This is a genomic window from Roseomonas genomospecies 6 (genome assembly GCF_008365375.1).
Classification (GTDB): Bacteria; Pseudomonadota; Alphaproteobacteria; order Azospirillales; family Azospirillaceae; genus Azospirillum.
On sequence record NZ_QOKW01000006.1, the window covers coordinates 1 to 24,151 of the forward strand.

The 24,151-nt window shown below is 67.1% G+C and carries 25 protein-coding genes and 2 rRNA genes; 18 read left to right on the forward strand and 9 right to left on the reverse strand.

Annotation, left to right across the window (positions count from 1 at the left end):
• From DS843_RS09655 to DS843_RS09665, 3 genes are all read left to right on the forward strand, one after another.
• Window positions 1–140: ribosomal RNA gene (locus DS843_RS09655) — 23S ribosomal RNA — on the forward strand; the annotation flags it as partial.
• A gap of 136 nt (window positions 141–276) precedes the next feature.
• Window positions 277–392 (forward strand): 5S ribosomal RNA (gene rrf, locus DS843_RS09660).
• A 237-nt stretch (window positions 393–629) separates the two neighbouring features.
• Window positions 630–920 carry a YkgJ family cysteine cluster protein gene (locus DS843_RS09665; RefSeq protein WP_286192022.1) on the forward strand — a complete coding sequence of 97 codons (291 nt, stop codon included), beginning with the start codon at window positions 630–632 and terminating at the stop codon, window positions 918–920.
• Here the strand turns inward: DS843_RS09665 and DS843_RS09670 are convergent.
• Complete coding sequence (locus DS843_RS09670; RefSeq protein ID WP_149468681.1) at window positions 862–1,689, reverse strand: hypothetical protein; 828 nt, start codon at window positions 1,687–1,689, stop codon at window positions 862–864. The genes DS843_RS09665 and DS843_RS09670 overlap by 59 nt on opposite strands.
• 95 nt (window positions 1,690–1,784) lie before the next feature.
• Between DS843_RS09670 and DS843_RS09675 the strand changes: the two genes are divergently transcribed.
• From DS843_RS09675 to DS843_RS09715, 9 genes are all read left to right on the forward strand, one after another.
• The gene (locus tag DS843_RS09675; protein ID WP_149468682.1) at window positions 1,785–2,555 is read left to right on the forward strand and encodes an SDR family oxidoreductase; all 771 of its coding nucleotides are present in this window, start codon (window positions 1,785–1,787) and stop codon (window positions 2,553–2,555) included.
• 401 nt (window positions 2,556–2,956) lie between these two features.
• Window positions 2,957–4,894 (forward strand): excinuclease ABC subunit UvrC, encoded by a 1,938-nt coding sequence (gene uvrC / locus DS843_RS09680; protein ID WP_149468683.1) that lies wholly within the window; start codon window positions 2,957–2,959, stop codon window positions 4,892–4,894.
• Window positions 4,895–4,942: 48 nt separating this feature from the next.
• Entirely contained in the window at window positions 4,943–5,554 is a 612-nt protein-coding gene (gene pgsA / locus DS843_RS09685) for a CDP-diacylglycerol--glycerol-3-phosphate 3-phosphatidyltransferase (RefSeq protein ID WP_149468684.1), read from the forward strand.
• A 291-nt stretch (window positions 5,555–5,845) separates the two neighbouring features.
• On the forward strand, window positions 5,846–6,373 hold the full coding sequence (gene mobB / locus DS843_RS09690; protein ID WP_149468685.1) for a molybdopterin-guanine dinucleotide biosynthesis protein B: 528 nt from the start codon (window positions 5,846–5,848) through the stop codon (window positions 6,371–6,373).
• A gap of 54 nt (window positions 6,374–6,427) precedes the next feature.
• On the forward strand, window positions 6,428–7,693 hold the full coding sequence (gene moeA / locus DS843_RS09695; RefSeq protein WP_149468686.1) for a molybdopterin molybdotransferase MoeA: 1,266 nt from the start codon (window positions 6,428–6,430) through the stop codon (window positions 7,691–7,693).
• Entirely contained in the window at window positions 7,693–7,944 is a 252-nt protein-coding gene (gene moaD / locus DS843_RS09700; protein ID WP_149468687.1) for a molybdopterin converting factor subunit 1, read from the forward strand. Before moeA ends, moaD begins: the two co-directional genes overlap by 1 nt.
• A gap of 204 nt (window positions 7,945–8,148) precedes the next feature.
• Window positions 8,149–8,607 (forward strand): molybdopterin synthase catalytic subunit MoaE, encoded by a 459-nt coding sequence (moaE, locus tag DS843_RS09705; RefSeq protein ID WP_149468688.1) that lies wholly within the window; start codon window positions 8,149–8,151, stop codon window positions 8,605–8,607.
• An 89-nt stretch (window positions 8,608–8,696) separates the two neighbouring features.
• Complete coding sequence (locus tag DS843_RS09710) at window positions 8,697–9,344, forward strand: MORN repeat-containing protein (protein ID WP_149468689.1); 648 nt, start codon at window positions 8,697–8,699, stop codon at window positions 9,342–9,344.
• A 75-nt stretch (window positions 9,345–9,419) separates the two neighbouring features.
• Entirely contained in the window at window positions 9,420–10,055 is a 636-nt protein-coding gene (locus tag DS843_RS09715; RefSeq protein ID WP_149468690.1) for a LysE family translocator, read from the forward strand.
• 13 nt (window positions 10,056–10,068) lie between these two features.
• Here DS843_RS09715 and DS843_RS09720 read toward each other — a convergent pair whose 3' ends face one another.
• Window positions 10,069–11,235 carry an alpha/beta hydrolase family protein gene (locus tag DS843_RS09720; protein ID WP_149468691.1) on the reverse strand — a complete coding sequence of 389 codons (1,167 nt, stop codon included), beginning with the start codon at window positions 11,233–11,235 and terminating at the stop codon, window positions 10,069–10,071.
• Window positions 11,236–11,457: 222 nt separating this feature from the next.
• Here DS843_RS09720 and DS843_RS09725 point away from each other — a divergent pair, with 222 nt between their 5' ends.
• Window positions 11,458–11,928: a hypothetical protein gene (locus DS843_RS09725; RefSeq protein WP_149468692.1), complete on the forward strand. Its 471-nt coding sequence runs from the start codon at window positions 11,458–11,460 to the stop codon at window positions 11,926–11,928.
• Here the strand turns inward: DS843_RS09725 and DS843_RS09730 are convergent.
• Window positions 11,906–12,481 (reverse strand): GNAT family N-acetyltransferase, encoded by a 576-nt coding sequence (locus DS843_RS09730; protein ID WP_149468693.1) that lies wholly within the window; start codon window positions 12,479–12,481, stop codon window positions 11,906–11,908. The genes DS843_RS09725 and DS843_RS09730 overlap by 23 nt on opposite strands.
• Before the next feature lie 310 nt (window positions 12,482–12,791).
• On the opposite strand from DS843_RS09730, the gene DS843_RS31130 reads away from it, so the two are divergent.
• Window positions 12,792–12,962, forward strand: coding sequence for a hypothetical protein (locus tag DS843_RS31130; protein WP_167525254.1), 171 nt, complete (start codon window positions 12,792–12,794; stop codon window positions 12,960–12,962).
• Between the two features lie 117 nt (window positions 12,963–13,079).
• On the opposite strand, the gene DS843_RS09735 is transcribed toward DS843_RS31130, so the two are convergent.
• Entirely contained in the window at window positions 13,080–14,426 is a 1,347-nt protein-coding gene (locus DS843_RS09735) for a globin-coupled sensor protein (RefSeq protein ID WP_149468694.1), read from the reverse strand.
• Between the two features lie 233 nt (window positions 14,427–14,659).
• Window positions 14,660–15,550, reverse strand: coding sequence for an RNA polymerase sigma factor RpoH (gene rpoH, locus DS843_RS09740; RefSeq protein WP_149468695.1), 891 nt, complete (start codon window positions 15,548–15,550; stop codon window positions 14,660–14,662).
• A gap of 515 nt (window positions 15,551–16,065) precedes the next feature.
• Here rpoH and DS843_RS09745 point away from each other — a divergent pair.
• On the forward strand, window positions 16,066–16,599 hold the full coding sequence (locus tag DS843_RS09745; protein ID WP_149468696.1) for a GNAT family N-acetyltransferase: 534 nt from the start codon (window positions 16,066–16,068) through the stop codon (window positions 16,597–16,599).
• 255 nt (window positions 16,600–16,854) lie between these two features.
• Here DS843_RS09745 and DS843_RS09750 read toward each other — a convergent pair whose 3' ends face one another.
• Both DS843_RS09750 and DS843_RS09755 read right to left on the reverse strand, forming a co-directional pair.
• Window positions 16,855–17,265, reverse strand: coding sequence for a Ros/MucR family transcriptional regulator (locus DS843_RS09750; RefSeq protein WP_149468697.1), 411 nt, complete (start codon window positions 17,263–17,265; stop codon window positions 16,855–16,857).
• Between the two features lie 71 nt (window positions 17,266–17,336).
• Entirely contained in the window at window positions 17,337–17,741 is a 405-nt protein-coding gene (locus DS843_RS09755; RefSeq protein WP_475849067.1) for an HU family DNA-binding protein, read from the reverse strand.
• A 267-nt stretch (window positions 17,742–18,008) separates the two neighbouring features.
• Between DS843_RS09755 and DS843_RS09760 the strand changes: the two genes are divergently transcribed.
• A complete protein-coding gene (locus tag DS843_RS09760; RefSeq protein ID WP_475849068.1) occupies window positions 18,009–18,962 on the forward strand; it encodes a TerC/Alx family metal homeostasis membrane protein in 954 nt (317 codons plus the stop codon).
• Between the two features lie 12 nt (window positions 18,963–18,974).
• On the opposite strand, the gene DS843_RS09765 is transcribed toward DS843_RS09760, so the two are convergent.
• Both DS843_RS09765 and DS843_RS09770 read right to left on the reverse strand, forming a co-directional pair.
• Complete coding sequence (locus tag DS843_RS09765; RefSeq protein ID WP_149468700.1) at window positions 18,975–19,442, reverse strand: HAD family hydrolase; 468 nt, start codon at window positions 19,440–19,442, stop codon at window positions 18,975–18,977.
• A 13-nt stretch (window positions 19,443–19,455) separates the two neighbouring features.
• Window positions 19,456–21,450, reverse strand: a complete 1,995-nt coding sequence (locus DS843_RS09770; protein WP_149468701.1) for an acetoacetate--CoA ligase — start codon at window positions 21,448–21,450, stop codon at window positions 19,456–19,458.
• 114 nt (window positions 21,451–21,564) lie between these two features.
• On the opposite strand from DS843_RS09770, the gene DS843_RS09775 reads away from it, so the two are divergent.
• Both DS843_RS09775 and DS843_RS09780 read left to right on the forward strand, forming a co-directional pair.
• Window positions 21,565–22,683 (forward strand): polysaccharide pyruvyl transferase family protein, encoded by a 1,119-nt coding sequence (locus DS843_RS09775; protein ID WP_149468702.1) that lies wholly within the window; start codon window positions 21,565–21,567, stop codon window positions 22,681–22,683.
• Window positions 22,684–22,764: 81 nt separating this feature from the next.
• The gene (locus DS843_RS09780; RefSeq protein ID WP_286192024.1) at window positions 22,765–24,126 is read left to right on the forward strand and encodes an FAD-dependent oxidoreductase; all 1,362 of its coding nucleotides are present in this window, start codon (window positions 22,765–22,767) and stop codon (window positions 24,124–24,126) included.
• Window positions 24,127–24,151 lie beyond the last annotated feature (25 nt).

Here is a 24,151-nt window from a genome sequence, read left to right on the forward strand (position 1 = left end):
AAAGCATCTAAGCGGGAAACCCACCTCAAAACCAGAACTCCCTTGAGAGCCGTGACAGACCATCACGTCGATAGGAGGCATGTGGACCGGCGGCAACGCCTGAAGCTGAGCCTTACTAATCGCTCGATAGGCTTGATCTTTCCCAGTGGCGGCCCGCGCGCAGCGGCCAGCCCTGGGCGCACGAGCCAGCACCGCAAAAGCAAACCGCATCGAAAAACGTCCTCGCTTAACGATACCCGCCCGTCCGTTCCGGCCGGTTCGCGTGTGCCTTGGTGACCTGGTGGTCATGGCGAGGCTCCCAACACCCGATCCCATCCCGAACTCGGCCGTGAAACGCCTCAGCGCCGATGGTACTGCGTCTCAAGACGTGGGAGAGTAGGTCGCCGCCAGGTCACCACGGCACACGCCAGACCAAAACCGGTCCGGACGCAGCGGAACGTTGTACAGTCACGCGACAATCGGCTTCATGAACGACAAGCCGGCGCTTCTCCGCAAGGGAAGCGCCGGCTTTTCGTCGTGTTCGGGGTGTCGCCACGGGGGCCCTCCCAAACCCTGAACCGCGCAGCGGGGGAGGGGATTGAAAGGTGCGGACGGGGGACAGGGAAGGTGGAACGGGAATGGGGGGTATCATGTCGGCGGGTGAGTCCGTACCGGACTGCGAAAGCTGCGGCGCGTGCTGCGCCTACTCCTGGGAGTGGCCGACTTTCATCGGCGATTGGGACGGCGATGGTATCATGGAGCACCTTAAGGAAGACGGGCGCATGCGGTGCAACGGGAACCGCTGCGCCGCATTGATGGGAACCCTCGGCGACTCCGTCTTCTGCAGCGTCTATGAGCACCGGCCATTGGTGTGCCGGGAATTCACGGCGGGGAGCGATGCCTGTCACACGGTGAGGAGTCAGTTGGGACTGGCGGACTGAACCACGCGCCGACCCTGTGACGCAGACTGCGCCGACGGTCTTCCTCCGGAGCGGGGGCGATGTCCCAGTCCCAGGAGCGGTCGGGTGGGAGAAGGTCGAGCCCCCAGAGAGAGTCTTCACGCTCTTGGACCGTACCCTTCTCCAGCCAGAGGCTTTCGGTGTCGGTGAAGAGCGCCGCCTGTGCGGCGACTCTGGCAAGCCAGGACAGGTGACTGCGCGCCAGAGCCTGGGCGAAGCACTCCCGCTCCGCAAGCGAGGTTGCCGGGGCCTTCCGATCGATGACCTCCAGGGGCAGCAGGGGGAGCTGCGACAGGAGATTGCAGGAGATGGCGAAGGCGAAACGTCCCCCCGGTGGTTCGGGCGGGCATGGCGCGGGAAGCGGCTGGCCGTCCGACACGGTGTCCAACCGGTCCAGCGTGCCGGTCACATCGAGCGTGAGTAGGCGGACGTTGGAATGGCGCCGAACCTGACGGCGGACGGCGTGCGTGTGAAGCATGTCGATCAGCAGCACCTCGTCGAATCGCTTCGCCAGGGTGGGCAGCGGGATCTCGATCAGCAAGCCGGAACCGGCCACCAGCGCCCGTCCACCCCGCGGGACCTGCTCCGCGGCCTCCTGGACGAAGCGGCGGCAGGCGTCGACATGGGGAGCCCAGGCCCGCCGTTGGCGCCGGTAGCGGGCGCCGAGGGCCAGCGCTTCCGCCAGATACCCGTAGCGGCGGGCCAGCGGCGGGCAGGGCGTGGTCAGATATTCGAAGGCTTCCCTCAGCATGACCGCATCCTGCTCCGTGCGTCCTTCACCGGTCCGGACCTTGACCTCAAGGGAACCCCCTTGACCGGAACGGGTGGCAGGGTACCTATGGCGGCATGGTCGAGATCAAGAGGAAAGCAGCCCTGGTCACCGGGGCGGGGAAGCGGATCGGACGCGCCATCGCGCTCGACCTCGCAGCGCATGGCTGGCGGGTGGGGGTCCATTTCGGGCATTCCCGAAGCGAGGCCGACTCGGTGGTCGCGCACATCGTCGGGCAGGGCGGCATCGCTGTCGCCCTTCAGGCCGATCTGGAGCGCGAATCGGACGCACAGGCGCTCGTGCCCGAGGCAGTGGAGCGGCTGGGAGCCCTGTCGCTGCTGGTCAACAACGCCTCCCGCTTCGAGCGGGACGAGGTGAAGGATGTGACGCGGGACTCCTGGGACCGGCATATGGAGGCGAACCTGCGCGCGCCCTTCGTGCTGAGCCAGAGATTCGCGGCACAGGTGCCAACGGACATGGAGGGGCTGATTGTCAACATGATCGATCAGCGGGTGTGGAACCTCACCCCGCACTTCATCTCCTACACCTTGTCGAAGGCGGGCCTGTGGACGCTGACCCAGACCCTCGCCATGGCGCTCGCTCCCCGCATCCGGGTCAACGCCATCGGGCCGGGGCCGACCTTGAAGAACGTCCGGCAGACGGACGAGGAGTTCGCGGCCCAGCGCGACGCGACCCCACTCAAGCGCGGCCCGTCGCCGGAGGAGATTTGCGCGGCCTTGCGCTTCCTGATCGATGCGCCTTCGGTCACCGGACAGATGGTCGCGCTGGACGGAGGCGAGCACCTGGGGTGGGCCCAGCCGGCCTTTGGCTTCGTTCCAAGGGAATAGGCCATAAGGACGAGCGGTGCTGCGCCGTGCCGTGCTTTTCGGCCTCGTTCAGGCGGCACCCTGGCAGGAGGACCGCGCGTTTTACACATCCGGCCCGGCCTGCGCAAGAGGCTGTTTGCGCGATTCGGAAAATTAATGGCGCAGCGCCAAAGAGCCGGCTTGACTCCGGGTCGAATAAATAAAATCAATGGCTTAAGGGAAATGCCAAAATTTTGAGCAGAGCTTGGAAACCCCTTGGGCCGCCTTGGTTCGGACGGGGTAACCAGCAGGTTATCGACACACTTATCCACAGGAGTCGTGGATATCCGGAAGGGCTCCCTCTGAAGGGGTGAGTCGTTTGCATTAACCATTCAGGACAGGGGGCGGTTGACCGGTATCCCCGGCTCGACGACATTCGACACATGGCCGATACCACAGACAATTCCATGGATCTCATCGCCCCGGAGACGGACCCCGCCGGCGCCGCGCCGCGTCCACGGCGGCGGCCCGCCGACCTCGCCCGTGGGGCGGAGGTGATCCGGGACCATCTGAAGACGCTGCCGCAGACCCCCGGCGTGTACCGCATGCTGGCGGGCGACGGGGCGGTTCTCTACGTCGGCAAGGCCAAGAACCTGAAGCGGCGGGTGTTCAACTACACCCAGGTCAACCGCCTGCCCGTGCGGCTGCAGCGCATGGTGTCGGAGACGGAGACCATGGAGTTCGTCACGACCCACACCGAGGTCGAGGCGCTGCTCCTGGAATCGAACCTGATCAAACGGCTGATGCCGCGCTACAACGTGCTGCTGCGGGACGACAAGACCTTTCCGCATATCATGATCACCAAGGACCACGACTATCCGCAGTTGACCAAGCACCGTGGGGCGCGGTCGCGCGACGCCGACTATTTCGGTCCCTTCGCGTCGGCGGGAGCGGTCAACCGGACGATCACGGCGCTTCAGCGCGCCTTCCTGCTGCGCAACTGCGCCGATTCGGTGTTCTCAGTGCGCACGCGGCCCTGTCTGCAGTACCAGATCAAGCGCTGCACGGCGCCCTGCGTGGAGCGGGTCAGCCCGGCCGAGTATCAGGCACAGGTCGATCAGGCCCGCGCCTTCCTGTCGGGCCGGAGCCGGGACATCCAGACGGAATTCGCCGCGAGGATGACCGAGGCGGCGGAGGCCATGGATTACGAGACCGCCGCCCGCTACCGCGACCGTATCCGCGCGCTGACCGCCGTGCAGGCTCATCAGGACATCAACATCGAAGGCGTGATCGAGGACGCCGACGTCATCGCCGCCTATGCGGAGGGCGGGATGACCTGCGTGCAGGTGTTCTTCTTCCGCGGCGGACGCAACTACGGCAACCGCGCCTACTTCCCCAGCCACGACAAGGCGGCGGAGATGCCGGAGGTGCTGGCCGCCTTCATCGCCCAGTTCTACGAGAACAAGGCCGCACCCGGTCTCGTTCTGGTCAGCCACGACCTGCCGGAGCACGACCTGCTGACCGAAGCGCTGTCGCTGCGCGCCGGGCACCGGGTGGAACTGGCCGCGCCCAAGCGGGGCGACAAGCGCCGCATCGTGGACCACGCACTGACCAACGCGCGGGAAGCGCACGGGCGGCGGCTTGCGGAAAGCTCGTCCCAGGCGCGCCTTCTCGACGGGGTGGCGACGGTCTTCGGGCTGGACGGCCCGCCGCAGCGCATCGAGGTTTATGACAACTCCCACGTCCAGGGCGCACACGCCATCGGCGCGATGATCGTGGCGGGGCCGGAGGGCTTCATCAAGAATGCCTACCGCAAGTTCAACATCAAGACGGAGGGGGCCGCCGGGGACGACTTCGCCATGATGCGCGAGGTCATGGCCCGCCGATTCGGGCGCGCCATCAAGGAGGACCCGGAGCGGACGCAGGGCACCTGGCCCGATCTGGTGCTGATCGACGGCGGGCAGGGGCAGCTCAACATGGCGCTGGGGGTCCTGGCCGACCTGGGAATCGACGACGTGCCGCTGGTCGGTATCGCCAAGGGGCCGGACCGCGACGCCGGGCGGGAGCACTTCTACATGCCGGACCGCGCGCCCTTCCAACTGGAGATGCGCGATCCCGTTCTCTATTTCCTGCAGCGGCTGCGCGACGAAGCGCACCGCTTCGCCATCGGCACCCACCGGGCGAAGCGCACCAAGGCGTTGGGCAAGTCGATGATCGACGAGATTCCGGGGATCGGACCCAGCCGGAAGAAGGCCCTGCTGCATCACTTCGGCAGCGCCGTCGCCGTGTCCCGCGCCGGTCTGGCGGATTTGGAGTCGGTCGAAGGGATCAGCAAGACGGTGGCGAAAAAGATATACGATCATTTCCATTCAGACGGTTAGAATGACGCCGCCCGACGCGCGTTTCCCCCGACTCCAGAGTTCCGACCGATGCTGACCAGCCTGCCCAATCTGCTCACCCTGTCGCGCATCGCGGTGATTCCCGTGGTCGTCGGGCTGTTCTACGTGCCGGAGACCTGGGCGGCCTACACGGCCTGCGCCCTGTTCGCCGCGGCCTGCATCACCGACTGGTTCGACGGTTATCTGGCCCGCGCCTGGGAACAGGAAAGCGTCATCGGCAAGTTCCTGGACCCCATCGCGGACAAGCTGCTGGTCGCCGCCACCCTGATCATGCTGGTCGCCTTCACGCGGCTGTCCGGACTGTCGGTGCTGGCCGCCGTGGTCATCCTGCTGCGCGAGGTTCTGGTGTCCGGCCTTCGGGAGTATCTGGCCGGGCTGAACGTCGGGGTGCCGGTCACTTGGATGGCCAAGTGGAAGACCACGATCCAGATGGTGGCGATCGGCTTCCTGATCGTCGGCGATTACGGGCCGGCCCACATCCCGGTCACGCTGATCGGCACGCTGGGCCTGTGGGTGGCGGCGATCCTCACCTTCGTCACCGGTTGGGACTACATGCGCGCCGGGCTGAAGCACATGATGGCCCACCAGCCGCCCAAGCCGCAGAAGGGCGCCTCCGGGAATCCGGCCCGCACGCCCGGATAATCTGGTTTGGGATAATCTGGTTTGGGCTGATCCGCCTTTCGTGGCGGAGGCTTTCCGGCAAGCGGCAGAGCAGGCCGTCATTCCGGTTTGTCCGTTCGCATGCCCGCGTGTTTCTGCTATGTGATGCCAACGGCGCCTGAAGGTGCCGTTGGCATCACCCTCTCGATCAACGCTAAAGCGTTGATCTGACGGGTTTCACGGCTGGAAAATGATGAAGCAATCATTTCCCGGCCGTATGACCGGGGAACGCCCGCGCAGCGATGGGCGGCAAGGCGGAGGATAGGGGCTTCCATGAAGATGTTCGGCCTGACGGGGTGGAGCGGCAGCGGCAAGACGACGCTGATCGTCCGCCTGATTCCGGCGCTGATCCGGCGTGGCCTGACCGTTTCGACCATGAAGCACGCGCACAAGGGCTTCGACATCGATCATCCCGGCAAGGATAGCCACAACCACCGGGTGGCCGGCGCGACGGAGGTGCTGGTCAGTTCCCCCCGCCGCTGGGCACTGATGCACGAGATCCGGGACGACGAGCCGGAGCTGACCCTGACCGAACTGCTGCCGAAGCTGTCGCCCGTCGATCTTCTGCTGATCGAAGGCTTCAAGCGCGAGCCCCACGAAAAGATCGAGGTCTGGCGCGCGTCGGTGGGCAAGCCCCTGATCGCGCCCGACGATCCCAGCATCGTCGCCATCGCCAGCGACGGCCCGGTGCCGGGCGCCGGGGTTCGGGTCTTCGACCTGAACGACGAGGAGGCCATCGCGTCCTTCATCATCGAGCGTTGCGCGCTGGACCGGTGCGGGGCGACGGGGCAGGCTGTCTAAGCCGACGAAGAGGTCGATCCGCCGGACGGCGGGTTTGCAGGGTGGAGTGTGGCCATGGCTCAGCTGAGCGACGATTGCTTCGCCTTCGGCGGCGAGATGATGGCGGTGGACCGTGCGCTGGAGCTTCTCGCCGGCCGCCTCCATCCCGTCACGGAGACCCGGCGCGTCGGCATCGCGGACGCGCTGGACCGCGTGCTCGCCGAGGATGTGGTGGCGCCTTTCGACGTGCCGCCCCACGACAATTCGGCGGTGGACGGCTACGCCGTCTTCTTCGACGACCTGACGCCCGACGCCGCCACGCTTCTGCCGGTCACCGCGCGCGTGGCCGCCGGCCATGCGCTGGATCGTCCGGGACAGCGGGGGGAGGCGGTGCGCATCTTCACCGGCGCTCCGATGCCCGAGGGTTTCGACACCGTTCTGATGCAGGAGGATTGCAAGGCGGAAGGCGGCGCCGTCGCCATTCCCCCCGGCATCCGGCGCGGGGCCAACCGCCGCCGCGCGGGGGAGGACATGGCGCAGGGAAGCACCGTCCTGACCGCCGGGCGCCGGCTGCGGGCGGAGGACATCGGGCTGCTCGCCTCGCTGGGACGGCGGGAGGTGGCGGTGCGCACGGCGCTGCGCGTCGCCGTCTTCTCCACCGGGGACGAGGTGCGGGAGCCCGGCGTGCCGCTGGAGCCCGGCTGCATCTATGACGCCAACCGCTTCGCCCTGATCGCCTCGCTGCGCCAGCTCGGCTGTGCCGTGACCGACCTGGGCATCCTGCCCGACCGGTTCGACGCCATCCGGGGCGCCTTGGCCGAGGCGGCGGAGGGGCATGACGTCCTCATCACCTCGGGCGGCATGTCCACCGGGGAGGAGGACCACGTCAAGGCGGCGGTGGAGGCTCTGGGCGGGCTGCATTTCTGGCGGCTGGCGATCAAACCGGGGCGCCCGGTGGCGCTGGGCACGGTCAAGGGGGCTGGCGGGGGCGCCGTCTTCGTCGGCCTGCCGGGCAACCCGGTGGCGGTCATGGTCACCTTCCTGCGCATCGCACGCCCGATCCTGCTTCGGCTGATGGGCGCGGCGGAGGAAGCGCCCGCCTTGTTCCCGCTGCGCGCGGGCTTTACCTACAAGAAGAAGGCGGGGCGGCGCGAGTATGTGCGGGCCACGCTGGCGCGCGCCGCCGACGGGGTTTTGACCGCGGTCAAGCACCCGCGCGACGGGGCGGGCATCCTGTCGTCGATGGTCGAGTCCGATGGGCTCGTCGAACTGCCGGAAGAGATCACCCGTGTCGAGCCGGGGATGATCGTGGAATTCCTGCCCTTCAGTGAGGTTCGGTGATGAAGATCCTCTATTTCGCCTGGCTGCGCACCAAGATCGGCGTGGCGACCGAGACGGTGGACCTGCCGGCGGAGGTCCGCGACGTGGGCGCTCTGGTGGACTGGCTGAAGACCCGCAGCCCGAAGCACGCCGACGCGCTTGCCAACAGCACGGTGGTGAAGGTCGCGGTGAACCAGGAGCATGTGCCCTACGATCACCCGGTCGGCCCCGGCGACGAAGTGGCCCTGTTCCCGCCTGTGACCGGCGGCTAAAGCGGATTGCGATCCGCTTTGGACCGCGACGGCGGTCCCGGCCGCACACGCGGCCGAAGCCTGGCCTCTCGCGGGAACACAGTTCCCGCGAGAGGCCAGGCGGATGCCATGGGCATCCGCTGAGAGCCGGCGAATGAGGCAATATGAATCCGAAGCGAACGGAAGTTCGCTTTGAGGACGAATGCCGAAGAAGGAAACCGTGCCGTGACGGTGAGGGTACAGAGCGAGGATTTCGACGTCGGCGCGGAACTGGCCGCGATGTCCGATGGCAAGACCGGCATCGGTGGAGTGACGCTGTTCGTCGGGCTGGTCCGCGACATGGCGGGCGGCGAGCCCGTCAGCGCCATGACGCTGGAACATTATCCCGGCATGACCGAGAAGCAGTTGGAGGCCATCGAGGCGGAGGCGCGGGCGCGCTGGCCGTTGGACGATGCGCTCATCATCCATCGTTATGGACGGCTGGAGCCGGGCGACCGGATCGTTCTGGTCGCCACCGCCAGCGCCCACCGCCAGGCGGCCTTCGAGAGCTGCCACTTCCTGATCGACTGGCTGAAGACCAGGGCGCCCTTCTGGAAACTGGAAGCGACCCCGGAAGGCGAGCGTTGGGTGGAGGCCAAGGACTCCGACGACGACGCGGCGGCCCGCTGGGGAAAACCGGCCTGAGGTGAGAGGCAGGGCACAGACGGGCCCCTTCCCATGGTGATTGGATTCGCTCCCGCGCAAGGCTGCGCGCGCGTGCGGAGTGTCCGATCATGCGAACCCGGTTCCTGCTCACCGGCTTGGCCATTCTGCTGGGCATCGTGGAGTCGTGCCCCGTCCACGGGAGAGAACGGCAACCGGTGGAACGGGTCGTGACCGACCCGTTCGGCGGCTGCCGCGTCCGCGACAGAGAGCCAGACAACCGGAAATCCATTCGCTGGACCGGCCCGTGCCGCAACGGCTTCGCCCATGGCGCGGGCCTTCTCGAATGGTTCATCGACGGGGAGCCGGCGGGATGGATCGACGCGGTCTTCGCCGATGGGCGGGCCGAAGGGCCGGGACGCAGCGGGCGGGAGGACGGGCAGATATTCCAGGGCCTGTTCCGGCACGGACTCGCCAGCGGCATGGGGACCCTGACGTTGCCGGACGGTCACCGCTATGTGGGCGGTTTCGCCTTCGGGCGCCCGACCGGGCAGGGCGAGTTCATCGCCTCCATGGGGTTGCGTTATCAGGCGCTGGTCGACCCGGATGGGCGCGTGTGGCCCGGTGCGCTTCTGGGGCCGAAGGCGCCCGAAAGCATCCAATCCGCCGAACGGCCACAGGTTCGCGGGCGGGCGGCGCCGGGCAGTCTGGAGGAATGGCTCCGCACGCCACCATGGGATTACCGTGATCCGGGCTGGCATGATCGGGGGCGGCGGTGAGCAGCTTTGCACAAGCCGCGTTTGCCAGACGCGAAGAGCCGTGGTGACATCGTCGCCCCTCTTCGGAAGACCGCGATGAACTGGCAGACCCTCGGACTCTTCTTCGTGACCGCCTTCGTGCTGTCAATGACCCCCGGCCCCAACATGCTGCTGGCGATGAGCCTCGGCCTGCGCTACGGCGTCCGCCGGGCGGCCTGGGGCGGGCTTGGCATGTGCGTGGCCCTGACGCTGATGGCCACCCTGTCGGTGCTGGGGCTCGGCGCCCTGTTGGCCGCGTCGGAGCCGGCCTTCCAGGCGGTGAAGTGGGCCGGGGTGGCCTATCTGACGTGGCTGGGGATCGCCGCGTGGCGGGCGCCGGTGCCGGACGGCTCGCCGCGCGCCGCCGGTGCCGCGGCGGTGGAGGAAGCCCCCGCCCATCGCCTGTTCCTGCGCGGGCTGCTGGTCGCCTTCAGCAACCCGAAGGCGCTCGTCTTCATGGCCGCCCTGTTCCCGCAGTTCATCGACCCGGCGGCCCCGCTGGCGCCGCAACTCGTGGCGCTGGTGACGGTGATGGTGGTGATCGAGTTCGGCTGGATCATGGCCTACGCCACCGGGGGCAACAGCATCGGCGCCCGCCTGACCAGCGCCTCCGCGGCCCGGACGCTCAACCGCCTGACCGGCGGGCTGATGATCGGCGCCGGCGGGCTTCTGGCGCTCGCCCGCCGGCTTTGAAAGAGGGGTTTCCTCAGTCCACCCGGCGGAGGGTCGTCTCCAAGCGGCCCTTGCCGGACCGGTCCAGCCATGTGGCGGACAGCCGCCCATCCGTCCGGACGCTGTAGCGCAGCACGTTGCGCCCCTTCTCGTCGAACACCAGTTCGTCGTTCTCGATGCGGCCCTTGCGGCGCGCCCGCTCCATGGGCTGGTCCGCTTCCATGCCCGGCCCCAGCACATAGTCGGCATGGACGGCGTCGCCATCCACCGTGTCCACGGACAGCGCCACCTCCCGCCCGTTGATGTAGGCGCCGTACCAGACGCCGAGGAAGTTGCGCCCGCCCGTTCCCGCGGGGGAGGAGGTGCCGCTGCCGCGCGGCTCGGGTGCCGCGGCCCGCATCAGTTCCGCGCTCGGCGTGCGGCCCCAGGACTCGTCGCAGGACGGGTCGCCCTGGCGCGGTGGGGCTTCCGCAAAGCGCAGGATGCAGGCGGAGAAGCGACGGACGAACATGCCGGTCGCCGCCGCGCCATGGCCGGTCAGCAGCGCCGGCTGGTCCACCACGATGTGGTCCAGCCCGCGCGAGGAGAGGATGCCGCGCGCCGAATCACCGCGCCCGCCGGGGTCGAAATCGTCGCCGTGGAAGAAGAACAGCATCACCCGCGCGCTCTGCACCCTGCGCAGGATCGGCCAGAGCTGCGAGGCGTTGTCGCGGAAGCTGTCATAGGCGTCGGAGAAATTGCCGAAGGCGGCGGGGGCGGTGCCCACCACCGCGTCGATCCGGTCGGTCTGCCCGGCGGCCATCAGCGAGATGAAGGCGCCGAAGGACTGGCCGGTCAGAACGACCTTTCGGTAGCCACGGTCCTTCAACTGGTCGGCATAGCCGGCCAGCGCGCGGGAGCTGTTCGGCAGCGTGTCGCTGACCCGCATGCGGTCCAGCCGGAACACGTCCCATCCCGCGTCGCGCATGGTCTTCATGTAAAGCGGGGTGGGGGCGTTGGAGTCCTCCACATCCACCGACCGGCCATGGCTCCACACCACCGCGCCGCGCGCCATGGTCGGGCCGAGCAGGGTGCCGTCGCCGTAGGCGGGGTTCAGGTGGATTTGGGCCGCCGCCGTCTGCGCCGTCCCCAGCATCGCCGCTAAGATCGCAAACGCCGCCATCACCAGTCCAAGCAGCGATTGTCCGACTGTCCGCCTCATCCTTCCACGCTCCTGTCTGCGGGCGTGGGAATGGTCCCGGAATATGGTTAACCCGACCTTTCCATCGGACCGGACCGGCCTTTGTCACGGATCGTTGTCACAACCGCTTCCGGCGGAGGGAGCCTGCGTCAGAACGCGCATGTTCTGCGAATGCGAATGACTCGCAATTCAAGCGTGGATCGTCTATGGTCGGTTTCGTCATTTCAGTCGGGGAGGGGCAACATGTGCGATTCGGTGGGCGAGGGGCGGCTGTCGCCCTGGACGGTGTCCGACCTGACGACGGCGGAGCGCGCGCTCCTGACCGGCTTCCGGCAGTGGTTCCGTTACGGCACCGCGGGCGCCATGGCGGCGATGCGGGCCGGCTTCGGCGTGGCCGGCGTGCCGTCCTCGGCGCTGCTGCCGCTGTTCGCCCTGCTGGGCACCTTCGCCGTGACCAACGCGGGCCGACCTGCCTTCCGTTGCCCCTCCTGCTCGCGGGTCGGCATGGATGAGATGGCGGTGCTGGACGGGCTGGCGGCCATGCAGGCGGGGGAGGCGGATGTGACGACCCAGGTCTTCGACCGCTGGCTTCCGCTGGTTGCCCTGACCATGGCCACCGACTCCGCGCGGGAATTGGCCGACATCCTGGACGGCGCGCGCATCCGTCTGCCGCGGCGCCGCCCGGCCCGGCTCATAGCGCTGGCGGCGGAATGACCGGAGCGAAGCCGGCCCCCGCCTGCCACACGGCCTCTCTCAACAGAGGCTTGCGCAGAATCCACTGATCGATGGGCACATTGACCAACTCGCCGGCCGGGGTGCGGTAGGAATAGCGCCCCCGCTCGGTGCCGCGCAGCTCATAGCCCAGCCGCTCGTAGAAGGCGAGTACCCCGGCGTTGTCCCGGTCCACGCCCAGTTCGGATTCCGAATAGCCGTGGTCGAGGGCGGTGCTCTCCGCGCTGCTCATCAGCCGTGTGGCGATGCCCCGGTTCCGGAAGGGCTGGAACACCCGCAGCGCCCACAAGGTGGCGCGGCGCAGATGCCGCTTGCGCTGGAAGTCGATGCAGATCTGGCCGGCGGGAAAGCCGTTGACCTCCGCCACGAGAAGGGCGCCAGTTCCGCGCTCCTGCGCGCGGAAGGCCGTGGCGAGAATTTCCCGGTGTGGGGTGTGCAGCCCGAACCATTCGAGATCCGGCAGATCGGTCCGGCGGGCGGAACGAACTGTGACGGGCAGGGTGATGACATCCTGCGACGCGGTGGCGGCGTCCATTCCTCCTCCGGACTTTCAAGCCTTATGGCGGAATGAACGGACCGACGCGGGGAGGCGTTCCCCGCGCCCACGCAAAGTCTTGCCGCAGACGGTTCGTACGCAAAGAGCGCAAGGAAAAGGAGAGCATTTTATCATTTCCACGCACAAAGGACCTTGTCGCGGGTCTTGAACAACCTAGGGACTATGAGGATCGGCCGTGTTGACCGTTTGCGCGGATTCTTGATAAGTCTCTAAACGAAATGGGGCGATACGCGACCGCCGGTCGGCAACGGGACGGGGTCGCAGCCCAGGGACGAAGGAGGGCAGCGCGATGATCAAGATTGTGAACCTGGGCCGCACCGGCCTTTTCGTCGCGATGCAGAACGGCGCCCTGACCAGCATCGGTGGCCGCAGCCACTGGCGCTCGCTGGAAGACGTCCGTTCGGCGGCGAACGCGGCGAAGATCAAGATCAGCGATACGGTCCTGCGCACCGTTCTCTGACGCCGGCTTCTCAAAGCGGCTTTCCCAGGACACCGCCCCCCGACAACGGGGCGGCGACGGAAAACGAACGAGCCGGCGGCTCCACAACGGGCCGCCGGCCTGCGTTCATTCCAGCGATCAGCCGGCGCGCACCCGCGCCAGGAACCGGTCGACCTCCGTCCGCAGCGTCGTGGACTGGATCGACAGTTCGTTGGTCGCCGACAGGACGCTGCGCGCTTCCGACCCCGTGTCGGACGCCGAGGAATTGACGCGCACGATGGTCTCGCTCACCTCGCGGGTGCCGATGGACGCCTGCTGGACGTTGCGGGCGATCTCGGTGGTTGCGGCACCCTGCTCCTCCATGGCGGACGCGATGGAGGTCGAGATGTCGTTGATCCGCGCGATGGTTTCGGAGATCGAGCGGATGGCCAGGACCGCTTCCTGGGTCGCCCCCTGAACGGCGCCGATCTGGGAGTTGATCTCCTCCGTCGCCTTGGCCGTCTGGTTCGCGAGACTCTTGACCTCCGACGCCACCACGGCGAATCCCTTGCCGGCCTCTCCGGCGCGGGCCGCCTCGATGGTGGCGTTCAGCGCCAGGAGATTCGTCTGGCTGGCGATGTCGTGGATGAGCTTGACCACCTGACCGATGCGGCTGGCGGCGTCGGCCAGACCCTGCACGGTGTTGTTGGTGCGCTCCGCCTGCGACATGGCCTCGCCGGCGATCGCCGCCGACTGGGTGACCTGGTGGCTGATCTCGCCGATGGAGGCGGTCAGTTCCTCCGCCGCCGCGGCGACGGTCTGGATATTGACGGACGCCTCCTCCGCCGCCGCGGCCACCTGGGTGGACTGGGCGCTGGTTTCCTCGGCGGTGCGGCTCATGGTCTGGGCGGTGCCCTGGAGCTGCTGCGCGGCGGAAGCGACGGCCTGCACCACGCTCTTCACCTCGCGTTCGAACGAGTCGGCGGTGCTGCCCAGCTCGCGCGAGATGATCGCCGCGGTGTTCAGGTCGACATAGACCGAGGTCGCGAGATCCATGTCCAGGAAGACCGCCTTGTTGATCGCCTGCATGAGCAGGGCGAGCTTCTCCGGCTTCTTGCGGTAGACCTGATAGGCAAGGTCGATCAGCTTGTTCAGCGTGAAGCAGTAGGCGCCCGTGTACCACCGCGGCTCCAGCCCGATGCGCTGGTGAGCCTGCCCGATCTTCAGCACCTGCGCCATGTAGGCGTCGTCGAAGGTGCCGGTGAAGACGCTCTTCAGCCAATGCTGCTTCTGCATGTCGCGCGCCCGGCTGACGGTCGCGGGGTTGGAGAGAAGCGCCGCGACCTGCGGGACGGAGCGCAGGTAGCTGTAGAACTCCTCCAGGATCTGGTCGATTCGCTGCGCGAGATGGGGCTGAAACTCCCGAAGGACGGCCTTCGTGGGTTCGTCGATCCGCAAGAAGGAGATTCGGTCGAGGATGGATTGCGTCTGGGCAGAATGCGACATGGATCAACTTCCCCGCGAAATAGGACCGCGCCAGATTAGCGGAATTTGTTGTTAATGCAAAGTAACTAACCTGCGGGCGGCACTATGAAGGGTTTCGACCGGCATGAAAATCAGCAGAGTTGTCGCAGGACCGGCATTCTATAATCTCATAGCCGAAATAAAAATACCGGCGGAGCCGGGTGGCATCCGCCGGTATGTGTGGAACCATCGCAGAGATCGTCGAATCCGCTTCGTCAGGCCGCCATGTGGGCCGGCGCGCGGCGCAGCGCCTGGGCGGCGCTGAGAACGGCCTTCTGCAGCTTTTCGAAGGCCCGCACCTCGATCTGACGCACCCGCTCGCGCGAGACGCAGAACTGCTGGCTCAACGACTCCAGGGTGGACGGGTCGTCCTTGAGCCGGCGCTCGAACAGGATGCGGCGCTCGCGGTCGTCCAACCGCTCCAGGGCCTGCCCAACCAGCCGGCGGCGCAGCGCCAGCTCGTCGGCGTCGGCGATCACGCTTTCCTGGGTCGGACGGTCGTCGGCCAGAAGCTCCAGCCAGTTGGTTTCGCCGTCGCTGGACAGGGCGGCGTCGAGCGAGCTGTCGTTGGAGGAGAGCCGGCGGTTCATCTCGATCACCTCCTGCTCCGGAACGTCCAGCTCGGTCGCGATGGCGGTGACGGTGGAGGGGGACAGGTCGCCCTGCTCCAGCTCCTCCATCTGGCTCTTCAGGCGGCGCAGGTTGAAGAACAGCTTTTTCTGCGCGGCGGTCGTGCCCATCTTCACGAGGGACCAGCTGTGCAGGATGTATTCCTGGATGGCCGCACGAATCCACCAGGTGGCGTAGGTCGCGAAGCGGAAGCCGCGCTCCGGATCGAATTTCTGCGCGGCCTGCATCAGGCCCACATTGCCCTCGGCCACGAGGTCGGGCAGCGGCAGGCCGTAACCGCCGAAGCCGCGGGCGATCTTGATGACCAGCCGCAGATGGCTGCCCACCAGACGTTCCAGCGCATGGCCGTTGCCGCGGTCGCGCCAGGCGACGGCCAACTCGCGCTCTTCATCGGGGGCCAGGATGGGGAACCGCTTCGACTCCTCGACATAACGGGTCAGGCTGGCGTTTTCACCAGTCAGGAGTTTCTTGAGCACTCCAGCCTCCTCTCTCCAACGCTCCACCGTCTCTTGCCGCAGAACCCTTTCGGTGGACGTTCGGGGACGCCCATCGTTTCGGCATTCTTTTTGTAGGGGATTTGCCGAAATTATCCGGGAACACGTCAATCAGACATTGATACTGTGCCGCCACCACCAAGTTGGATCAAGCCTGGAAACGGCGGTGCAGCAATATTTTTTGGCGTATATCCGGACTATTCGGTCCTTGCCGGCGCCGAAAAGATCGGGCGAACTTTTGGAAGATTGGCGAAAACATGGTGACTTTCGTTTGGAACGAAGGCAGATGCGGTTCTCTCCGCTTCGTTATCACTCGGCCAGTTGGCTGTATCTTTTGCTCAGGCTATGACCATACAGGTTATCGGCATCGGCTATAGGGCATAGGCCCATCCGGTGAAACTCCCATTGAGGCTCGGCCGCAACACCTCTGTTTCCACTGGTTGCAGGCGTGCTATTCCAGGTGGAACGACGCCCCGATGCGGCACGAGAGGCCTTTCATGAACATCCGCGACAGCCGCCCGGACGATCTGGCACGCATCCAGGCGATCTACGCCCACCACGTCCTGACCGGCACCGCCAGCTTCGAAGAGGTTCCGCCCGGCCTGGAAGAACTGGCCCGTCGGCGGGATGACGTGCTGGCCCGGGGAATGCCCTATGTCGTTGCGGAGACGGAAGGGCGGGTCATAGGATACGCCTATGCCGGCCCCTACCGGTTGCGCACCGCCTACCGCTACACGGTCGAGGATTCGATTTATCTCGACCCCGACTGCATGGGGCGCGGCGCCGGGCGGGCCCTGCTGTCGGCTGTGATCGACCGTTGCGCGGCGGCCGGGTGCCGCCAGATGATCGCGGTGATCGGCGGCAGCGACAACGCCGCGTCCATAAGCCTGCACCGCAGCCTGGGGTTCGAATCGGCGGGTGTGCTGAGGGCCGTGGGGTTCAAGTTCGGGAACTGGCTGGACAGCGTCCTGATGCAGCGCCCTCTCGATCACGGTGACCGGTTGCCGCCCGACGGCTTTCAGCGGACCTGAACAAAGGGGCCGTTGGACGAACCAACGGCCCGAGTTCAGGGAGGAAACGCTCCAGAGGCGTATGCGAAGAGTCTTATGTCGCGCTGCACAATCGCGCTATGCGCGGAATGTCGCAGTGTTTGCGTCGGCCTCGCATTGTCTTCCGGTGTCCGCGTGCCGCCATGCACCGTGCGATTGATGGAAACAAGTACGGGCGCTCCCATGGGAAGCGCCCGCTGTTGCGTATGGTACCGATGCGCCAAGCGAAGGAGGAGGTCAGTCCTGCGTGACCCGCTTGCGGCCCAGGCCGAGCTTGGTGGCCATCTCCGACCGGGCCTTGGCGTAGTTCGGGGCGACCATCGGGTACTCCGCCGGCAGGCCCCATTTGGCGCGGTAGTCGTCCGGAGACATGTCGTAGACGGTCTTCAGATGCCGCTTCAGCATCTTCAGCTTCTTTCCGTCCTCCAGGCAGACGATGTATTCCGGTGTCACCGACTTCTTGATCGGCACCGCGGGGACCAGTTCGGCCTTGGCCGGGGCGGCCTTGTCCTCGCCCAGGCCGTTGAAGGCCGCCTGCACGTTGAGGATCAGCGCCGGCAGGTCGGCGACCGGCACCATGTTGTTGCCGACATAGGCCGCGACGACCTTGGCGGTCAGGGCCTGCAATTCCGATGCTTCGATGGTCATGGCCGCGTTCAGCTCCGTTCCCCAGTAGATCAGCCGCTTTGGTTCAGCCGCTTTGGATTAGGCGATGTCGATCAGGTGTTCACCACGTCGCGCAAATTCTTCGCCGGCTTGAAGCGGGGCGCCTTGGAGGCGGCGATCTTCACGGCCTCGCCGGTGCGCGGGTTGCGCCCTTCGCGGGCGGCGCGCTCGGCAACCTCGAAAATGCCGAAACCGGCAAGACGGACGTCCTCGCCACGACCGAGCGCCGAGGTTATGCCTTCGAACACCGACTGGACGACCTTCGCCGCATCGGACTTGCGGATGCCGGCGGAGGTTGCGACGGTCTCGATGAGCTCGGCCTGGTTCATGCGAAACTCCTGGTGCTTTTGCGCGTGCGGATTTTTCCGTGTTCTTGGCAGATTGAATCCATCGGCACAAGAGCGATGGCCGGGAAGGCAACCATAAGTGTTTTGCTCATTATGAGTTCTTGCATCCACTGTGGCCCGGATGCATCAAAGCGACCGTCTTCCGTGGCGCAACGGTGCCAAGGGATGGATGTTTCCGGCAAAAAGTTGATCGACTCGCGAGGCGCGTATCTTGAACGGAAAACGGGCAACACCACTTGCGTTGCGTTCGGGTCCGGGCCCCTCTGACGGCTGAGGCGTCAGCCGTGATGTCGGAACCGCTTGAATTCACTGCAGACGCAGCGCAATCAAGTGGGCCTTCTTATGGATTCCCTTATCGCTCCCGTCCTCCTTGATTTTATGGGGAAGCCGCTGTGGGTCTGGCTGACCTTCATCGGCATCGTTCTGGCCCTGCTGGCCTTCGACCTCGGCATCCTCAACCGCCGCGAACGCGAAATCGGCGTGACGCAAAGCCTCCGCCTCTCGGCCTTCTACATCGCCGTCGCCCTGCTGTTCGGCGGCTGGATCTGGTGGTCGATGGGCGACGCGGCGGCGGCGCAGTATTACACGGGCTTCTTCATCGAAAAGAGCCTGTCGCTCGACAACGTCTTCGTCATATCGCTGATCTTCACCTACTTCGCGGTCCCGCGCGCCTACCAGCACCGGGTGCTGTTCTGGGGCATCCTGGGCGTGATCGTGATGCGCGGCGTGATGATCGCCGCGGGCGCCGCCCTGGTCAGCGAGTTCCACTGGGTCCTCTACATCTTCGGCGCCTTCCTGCTGCTCACCGGCGTGAAGATGCTGTTCGCGGTGGACCAGGAGCCGGACCTCGCCAACAACCCGGCGCTGCGCTTCCTGAACCGGCATCTGCGGATCACCGACGGCTTCCGCGGCCAGAACTTCTTCGTGCGGGAGAAGGGGGCGGACGGGCGGACGGCGCTCCACGCCACGCCGCTGTTCCTGGCGCTGATGATGGTGGAGTTCGCCGATCTGATCTTCGCGGTCGACAGCGTGCCCGCCATCTTCGCCATCACCACCGACCCCTACATCATCTACACCAGCAACATCTTCGCCATCCTCGGTCTGCGCGCTCTCTACTTCGCGCTGGCGGCGATGGTCCACCGCTTCCGTTACCTGAAATACGCGCTGGCGCTGGTTCTGGTCTTCATCGGCGGCAAGATCTTCTACACCCAGTTCTTCGGCAAGCCGGACCCGCTGATCTCGCTGGGCGTGACGCTGACCCTGATCGCGGGCGGCGTGGTGGTCTCGCTTCTGAAGACGCGGAGCGAGAATCGGCGGATGCCGGCGGAGTGACCGCCGGGTCCGTCAGCCGGTGAATCCCAGATGTTTCAGGGCGGCGATGCTGTCCTTCGCGCTGGTGTGGAGGATGAAGTCGCCGCCCGCCTGCGTCCAGGGCTCGCGGGCCTTCTCGCGGTCGTCCACCAGAACCGTTCCCGGACCGCCATGGCGGTGCTTGTCGCGGGCCATGCAGGTGATGACCCGCACATGGGGACCCAGCATGTGGGCGACCCAGCGCCGCTTCTGCTCCGGCGCCCAGGAACCGAGCGGCAGGCCGGTGAGGATGGTCGGCCCGTAGGGCTCGCAGAAGCGCCAAAGGTCCTGCGCGTCGTGCATGAACTCCAACGTTCCGAAGAAGTCGGGGTGGCGGGACAGTTCCCGCCACATGACCTTCATCGGAATCTCCTCCGGGCGCTTGCCGGTGACCGCCTTCACGCCGCGGTCGAAATCGGCCAGAACGCCGTCGAGGTCGAGAAACAGCTTGGGCCTTTGCATCGCTTACTCTTCCCTATCCTTCCAGCTCCGGGCGCTCGCGGAACTCGTCGAGCGCCATGGGGTTGGCCAGCGCCTCGGTGTTCTTGATCGGGCGCCCGTGCACCGCGTCGCGCACCGCCAGTTCGGTGATCTTGCCCGAGCGCGTGCGCGGGATGTCCTTGACCGCCACGATCCGCGCCGGCACATGACGCGGCGAGCAGTTCTCCTTGATCCGCTTACGGATCGTGTCCTCCAGCGCCTTGTCGAGCGTCAGCCCCTCGCGCAGCACCACGAACAGGATGACGCGCACGTCGCCGTCCCATTCCTGGCCGATGCACACCGCCTCCAGGATCTCCGGAAGCTGCTCCACCTGCCGGTAGATCTCCGCCGTCCCGATGCGCACCCCGCCGGGGTTCAACACCGCGTCCGAGCGCCCGTAGATCACCCAGCCGCCATGCGCCGTGCGCTCGATGAAGTCGCCGTGCGTCCACACATTGGGGAAGCGCTCGAAATAGGCCGCCCGGTACTTCGCCCCGTCCGGGTCGGCCCAGAAGCCCACGGGCATGCTCGGGAAGGGCCACGTGCAGACCAGTTCGCCCTTCTCCCCGCTGACCGCGTGGCCGGCGTCGTCGAAGGCCGCCACCGCCATCCCCAGCCCCGCCGTCTGAAGCTCGCCCGCCCACACCGGAGCGGTCGGGTTGCCCAGCACGAAGCAGCTCACGATGTCCGTGCCGCCGCTGATCGAGGCCAGATGCACGTCCGCCTTGATAGCGCGATAGACGTATTCGAAGTTCTCCGGCATCAGCGGCGAACCGGTCGAGGCCAGCGCCCGCAGCGTGGACAGGCTGTGCGTGCGCATCGGCTCCAGCCCCGATTTCTCGGCCTGCTGGATGAACTTGGCCGAGGTGCCGAACAGCGTCATCCCCTCCGCGTCGGCGTAGTCGAACAGGATGGTGCCGTCCGGCGCGAAGGGCGAGCCGTCGTACAAGAGCAGCGTCGCCCCGGCGGCCAGCCCGGAGACCAGCCAGTTCCACATCATCCAGCCGCAGGTGGTGTAGTAGAAGACGCGGTCGCCCGGCTTCACGTCGCTGTGCAGGCGGTGTTCCTTGACGTGCTGGATCAGCGTGCCGCCGGTGCCGTGGACGATGCACTTGGGCTTGCCGGTGGTGCCCGAGGAGAAGAGGATGAACAGCGGGTGGTTGAAGGGCACCCGCTCGAAGCTCGGCTCCGCCGCCGCGAAGGGGGCGAGGAAGTCGGTCCAGGTGACGCCGCCGCGGATGGCCGAGACGTCGGGCGTCTCGCTGACGTAGGGGATGATGACGGCGGCCTTGACGGTGGGCAGCTCGGTCAGGACCTGGGCGATCTTGGCCCGGACGTCGTGGCTCTTGCCGTTGTACCAGTAGGCGTCGGGGGCGAAGAGGACGGTCGGCTCGATCTGGCCGAAGCGGTCGGTGATGCCCTGGACGCCGAAGTCGGGGGAGCAGGAGGACCAGATGGCGCCGAGGCTGGCGGTGGCGAGCATGGCGGCCAGCGTTTCGGGCATGTTGGGCACGACGGCGGCGACGCGGTCGCCCTTGCCGACGCCGGCGGCTTTCAGCGCCTGCTGGAGGCGGGAGACCTCGGCGGTCAACTCGGCGCCCGACCAGCGGCGCTTGACCTTGTCCTCGGCCCAGAAGACGACGGCCTCGCCCTCGGGGGCGTTGGCGAGCAGGTTCTCGGCGTAGTTCAGGCGGGCCTCGGGGAACCAGTGGGCGCCGGGCATCCTGTCGCCGTCGGCCAGCGCGACGCCGCCGAGGTCGCCCGTCAGCCCGGCCCACTCCCACAGGAAGCGCCAGAAGTCCTCCTTGCGGGCGACCGACCAGTCGTAGAGCGCGTCGTAATCGTCCAGCCGCAGCCCGAAGCGGGCGTTCGCGGCCTGCCGGAAGGCCGTCAGGTTGGAGGCCGCCACGCGCGCCTCCGACGGGGTCCACAGCGGTTGATCCGAGGGCGGTTGATCCGAGGGCGGTTGATCGGAGAGTGCGTGGGTCATGGGGCGGTCCTCCCGAGCGGATTGTCGCGTTTTGCGAAGAATACCGGTCCGGTGGAACCTTCGCCAGCCGGTCGGGTTGCACCCGAAGGCATAGGCGCGCCGCAGGGGGATAGGATGACGGTCATCGGCATTTCAGGGTCATACGGCGGCCTGAACTTGGGCGACGAGGCGATTCTCACATCGGCCATCGAGCAATTGCGCGCCACGGTGCCGGGGGTGGAGGTGGTCGTCTTTTCCCGCAACGCCGCCCACACGCGCGCGAATCACGCGGTCGACCGCGTGCTGAACCCGCGGGAGGCCATGCGGGACGAGATGACGCCGGAGGTGGAGCGGCTGGACCTGCTGCTTCTGGGCGGCGGCGGCATCCTCTACGACAGCGAGGCGCAGACCTATCTGCGGGAGGTGACCATCGCGCAGAAGCTCGACGTCCCGACCTACACCTTCGCCATCGGGGTCGGCCCCCTGAAGGACCGGGTGGAACGCGACGCGGTGCGCGAGGGCCTGGACCGCATGGCCGGGATCACCGTGCGCGAGCCGAGCGCCAAGCGTCTGATCGAGGAGATCGGCGTGCAGGTCCCCGTGACGGTCACCGCCGACCCGGCGCTTCTTCTGAAGCCGGAGCCCTTCACGGAGGAGATGCTGGCCGAAGCCGGCATTCCGCTGGGGCGCCCGCTGGTCGGGCTGTCGGTGCGCGAACAGGGCGCCGCCGCTCCGGAGCTGAGCGACGCGGCCTATCACCAGCTCTTGGCGGAGGCGGCGGACTACATCGTGGAGCGGTTCGGCGCCGACGTGGTGTTCGTTCCCATGGAGCGGGCCGACGTGCGGGAGGCGCACCGCGTCATGGGCCGCATGGCGGTGCCGGAGCGCGCCCATCTGCTGAAGTACCGCTACACGCCGCGCCAGATCATCGGGTTGATGGAGCATTTCGAGATGGCCGTGGGGATGCGGCTGCATTTCCTGATCTTCGCGGCCATCACCGGCACGCCGCTGATCGCGCTGCCCTACGCGTCCAAGGTGTCGGATTTCCTGTCCTCGGTGGGGCTGGAGCCGCGGGCGACCGTGTCCCACACCACCGCCGGGACCTTCCTTGCCGACCTCGACCGTCTGTGGGACCACCGGGTGGAACAGAAGGGGCTGCTGCGCGACCGCGTGCCCGTGCTGATGGAGCGTGCCCGCGAAACGGCGCCGCTCGCGCTGCGGACGGTGGCCCCGCGGGCCGAGGCGGCGGAATGACGAAAGGAGCCTGTCTTGCCCGTTCTGCCCCGACCCCCCAATCCTGAATCCGTCACTCTACCGCCGCGCCGGGCCATAAAGGTGGCGCGCTGCCATGTGCTCGTCGTCGGCGGCGGCCCGGCCGGCATGGGGGCGGCCATCGGCGCCGTTCAATCGGGCGCCGACACGATCCTGGTGGAGCGCTACGGCTTCCTCGGCGGCAACGCCACGGCGGCTCTGGTCATGCCCTGGATGAGCTTCTACACCCAACGCGGTTCGGTCGCGGTGGTGGACAACACCCGGCTGATGCCGCAGGACCATGGCCCCGGCGAGCCGGTGGTGGGTGGGGCGCTGGCCGTCTTCCTGGGGCGCCTCTACACCAACCAGGGAGCCATCCCTCCCTCGCCGGACACCGGTTTCACGGTCCCCTTCGATCCGGAGGTGCTGAAGGTCACCGCCCAGCAGATTCTGGACGAGGCCGGGGTGAAGGTGCTGCTGCACGCCTTCGCCTCCACCGTCCTGGGCGAGCCGGGCAAGCCGAACGCCGTGGTGTTCGAGACCAAGTCCGGCCCGGTGGTGATCGAGGCCGACGTGATCGTGGACTGCACCGGGGACGGCGACATCGCGGCGCTGGCCGGCTGCGACTACGAGGTCGGGCGGGAGGAGGACGGGCTGACCCAGCCCATGACGCTGATGTTCCGCATGGTCGGTTTCGACCACGGCGCCTTCACCGGCTATGTGCGGGAGCATCCGACCCAGTGGCGCGGCGTGCACGGGCTGTGGGACCTCGTGTCCAAGGCCACGGCGAACGGCGACCTCGACCTGTCGCGCGAGGACATCCTGTTCTTCGCGACCACCCACCCTGGCGAGATCGCCCTGAACTGCACCCGGGTCACCGGCGTGCTGGGCACCGACGTCTTCGACCTGACCCGCGCGGAGTGGGAGAGCCACCGGCAGGCCGCGCAGATCGCCAATTTCCTGCGCAAGTACGTGCCGGGATTCGCCGACGCCTACAATTGCCAGACCGGCACCGGAATCGGCATCCGCGAGACGCGGCGCATCGTCGGCGACTACGCCATGACCGCCGACGACGTGCTGGGCGCCGCCAAATTCAAGGACGCCATCGCCCGCGGCACCTACCCGGTGGACATCCACAGCCCGACGGGCCGCGGCACGGTGCTGAAGCGCGTGCCCTCCGGCGAGTGGTACGAACTGCCGATGCGCGCCCTGCTGCCCAAGGGGATGGAGAATCTGCTGGTGGCGGGCCGCTGCATTTCCGGCAGCCACGAGGCCCATTCCTCCTACCGGGTGACTCCCACCTGCATGGCGACGGGGCAGGCCGCCGGGGTTTGCGCGTCGATGGCGGCCCGGCGGCGCGAGCGCACCCGCGACATCCCGGTCGGTGCCATCCAGCGCGAGTTGCTGCGCCAGGGCGCCCTGCTGCGCGAACCGGAGGCCGGGTGACGCCGCGCGGACGAACGGCCGGCGG

Excerpts from the sequence above, each read along its gene's own strand:
- DS843_RS09665 (WP_286192022.1), top strand. The coding sequence starts at position 630 with ATGTCGGCGGGTGAGTCCGTACCGGACTGCGAAAGCTGCGGCGCGTGC.
- DS843_RS09670 (WP_149468681.1), bottom strand. The coding sequence starts at position 1,689 with ATGCTGAGGGAAGCCTTCGAATATCTGACCACGCCCTGCCCGCCGCTG.
- DS843_RS09675 (WP_149468682.1), top strand. The coding sequence starts at position 1,785 with ATGGTCGAGATCAAGAGGAAAGCAGCCCTGGTCACCGGGGCGGGGAAG.
- uvrC (WP_149468683.1), top strand. The coding sequence starts at position 2,957 with ATGGCCGATACCACAGACAATTCCATGGATCTCATCGCCCCGGAGACG.
- pgsA (WP_149468684.1), top strand. The coding sequence starts at position 4,943 with ATGCTGACCAGCCTGCCCAATCTGCTCACCCTGTCGCGCATCGCGGTG.
- mobB (WP_149468685.1), top strand. The coding sequence starts at position 5,846 with ATGAAGATGTTCGGCCTGACGGGGTGGAGCGGCAGCGGCAAGACGACG.
- moeA (WP_149468686.1), top strand. The coding sequence starts at position 6,428 with ATGGCTCAGCTGAGCGACGATTGCTTCGCCTTCGGCGGCGAGATGATG.
- moaD (WP_149468687.1), top strand. The coding sequence starts at position 7,693 with ATGAAGATCCTCTATTTCGCCTGGCTGCGCACCAAGATCGGCGTGGCG.
- DS843_RS09710 (WP_149468689.1), top strand. The coding sequence starts at position 8,697 with ATGCGAACCCGGTTCCTGCTCACCGGCTTGGCCATTCTGCTGGGCATC.
- DS843_RS09715 (WP_149468690.1), top strand. The coding sequence starts at position 9,420 with ATGAACTGGCAGACCCTCGGACTCTTCTTCGTGACCGCCTTCGTGCTG.
- DS843_RS09720 (WP_149468691.1), bottom strand. The coding sequence starts at position 11,235 with ATGAGGCGGACAGTCGGACAATCGCTGCTTGGACTGGTGATGGCGGCG.
- DS843_RS09725 (WP_149468692.1), top strand. The coding sequence starts at position 11,458 with ATGTGCGATTCGGTGGGCGAGGGGCGGCTGTCGCCCTGGACGGTGTCC.
- DS843_RS09730 (WP_149468693.1), bottom strand. The coding sequence starts at position 12,481 with ATGGACGCCGCCACCGCGTCGCAGGATGTCATCACCCTGCCCGTCACA.
- DS843_RS31130 (WP_167525254.1), top strand. The coding sequence starts at position 12,792 with ATGATCAAGATTGTGAACCTGGGCCGCACCGGCCTTTTCGTCGCGATG.
- DS843_RS09735 (WP_149468694.1), bottom strand. The coding sequence starts at position 14,426 with ATGTCGCATTCTGCCCAGACGCAATCCATCCTCGACCGAATCTCCTTC.
- DS843_RS09745 (WP_149468696.1), top strand. The coding sequence starts at position 16,066 with ATGAACATCCGCGACAGCCGCCCGGACGATCTGGCACGCATCCAGGCG.
- DS843_RS09750 (WP_149468697.1), bottom strand. The coding sequence starts at position 17,265 with ATGACCATCGAAGCATCGGAATTGCAGGCCCTGACCGCCAAGGTCGTC.
- DS843_RS09760 (WP_475849068.1), top strand. The coding sequence starts at position 18,009 with ATGGGGAAGCCGCTGTGGGTCTGGCTGACCTTCATCGGCATCGTTCTG.
- DS843_RS09765 (WP_149468700.1), bottom strand. The coding sequence starts at position 19,442 with ATGCAAAGGCCCAAGCTGTTTCTCGACCTCGACGGCGTTCTGGCCGAT.
- DS843_RS09770 (WP_149468701.1), bottom strand. The coding sequence starts at position 21,450 with ATGACCCACGCACTCTCCGATCAACCGCCCTCGGATCAACCGCCCTCG.
- DS843_RS09775 (WP_149468702.1), top strand. The coding sequence starts at position 21,565 with ATGACGGTCATCGGCATTTCAGGGTCATACGGCGGCCTGAACTTGGGC.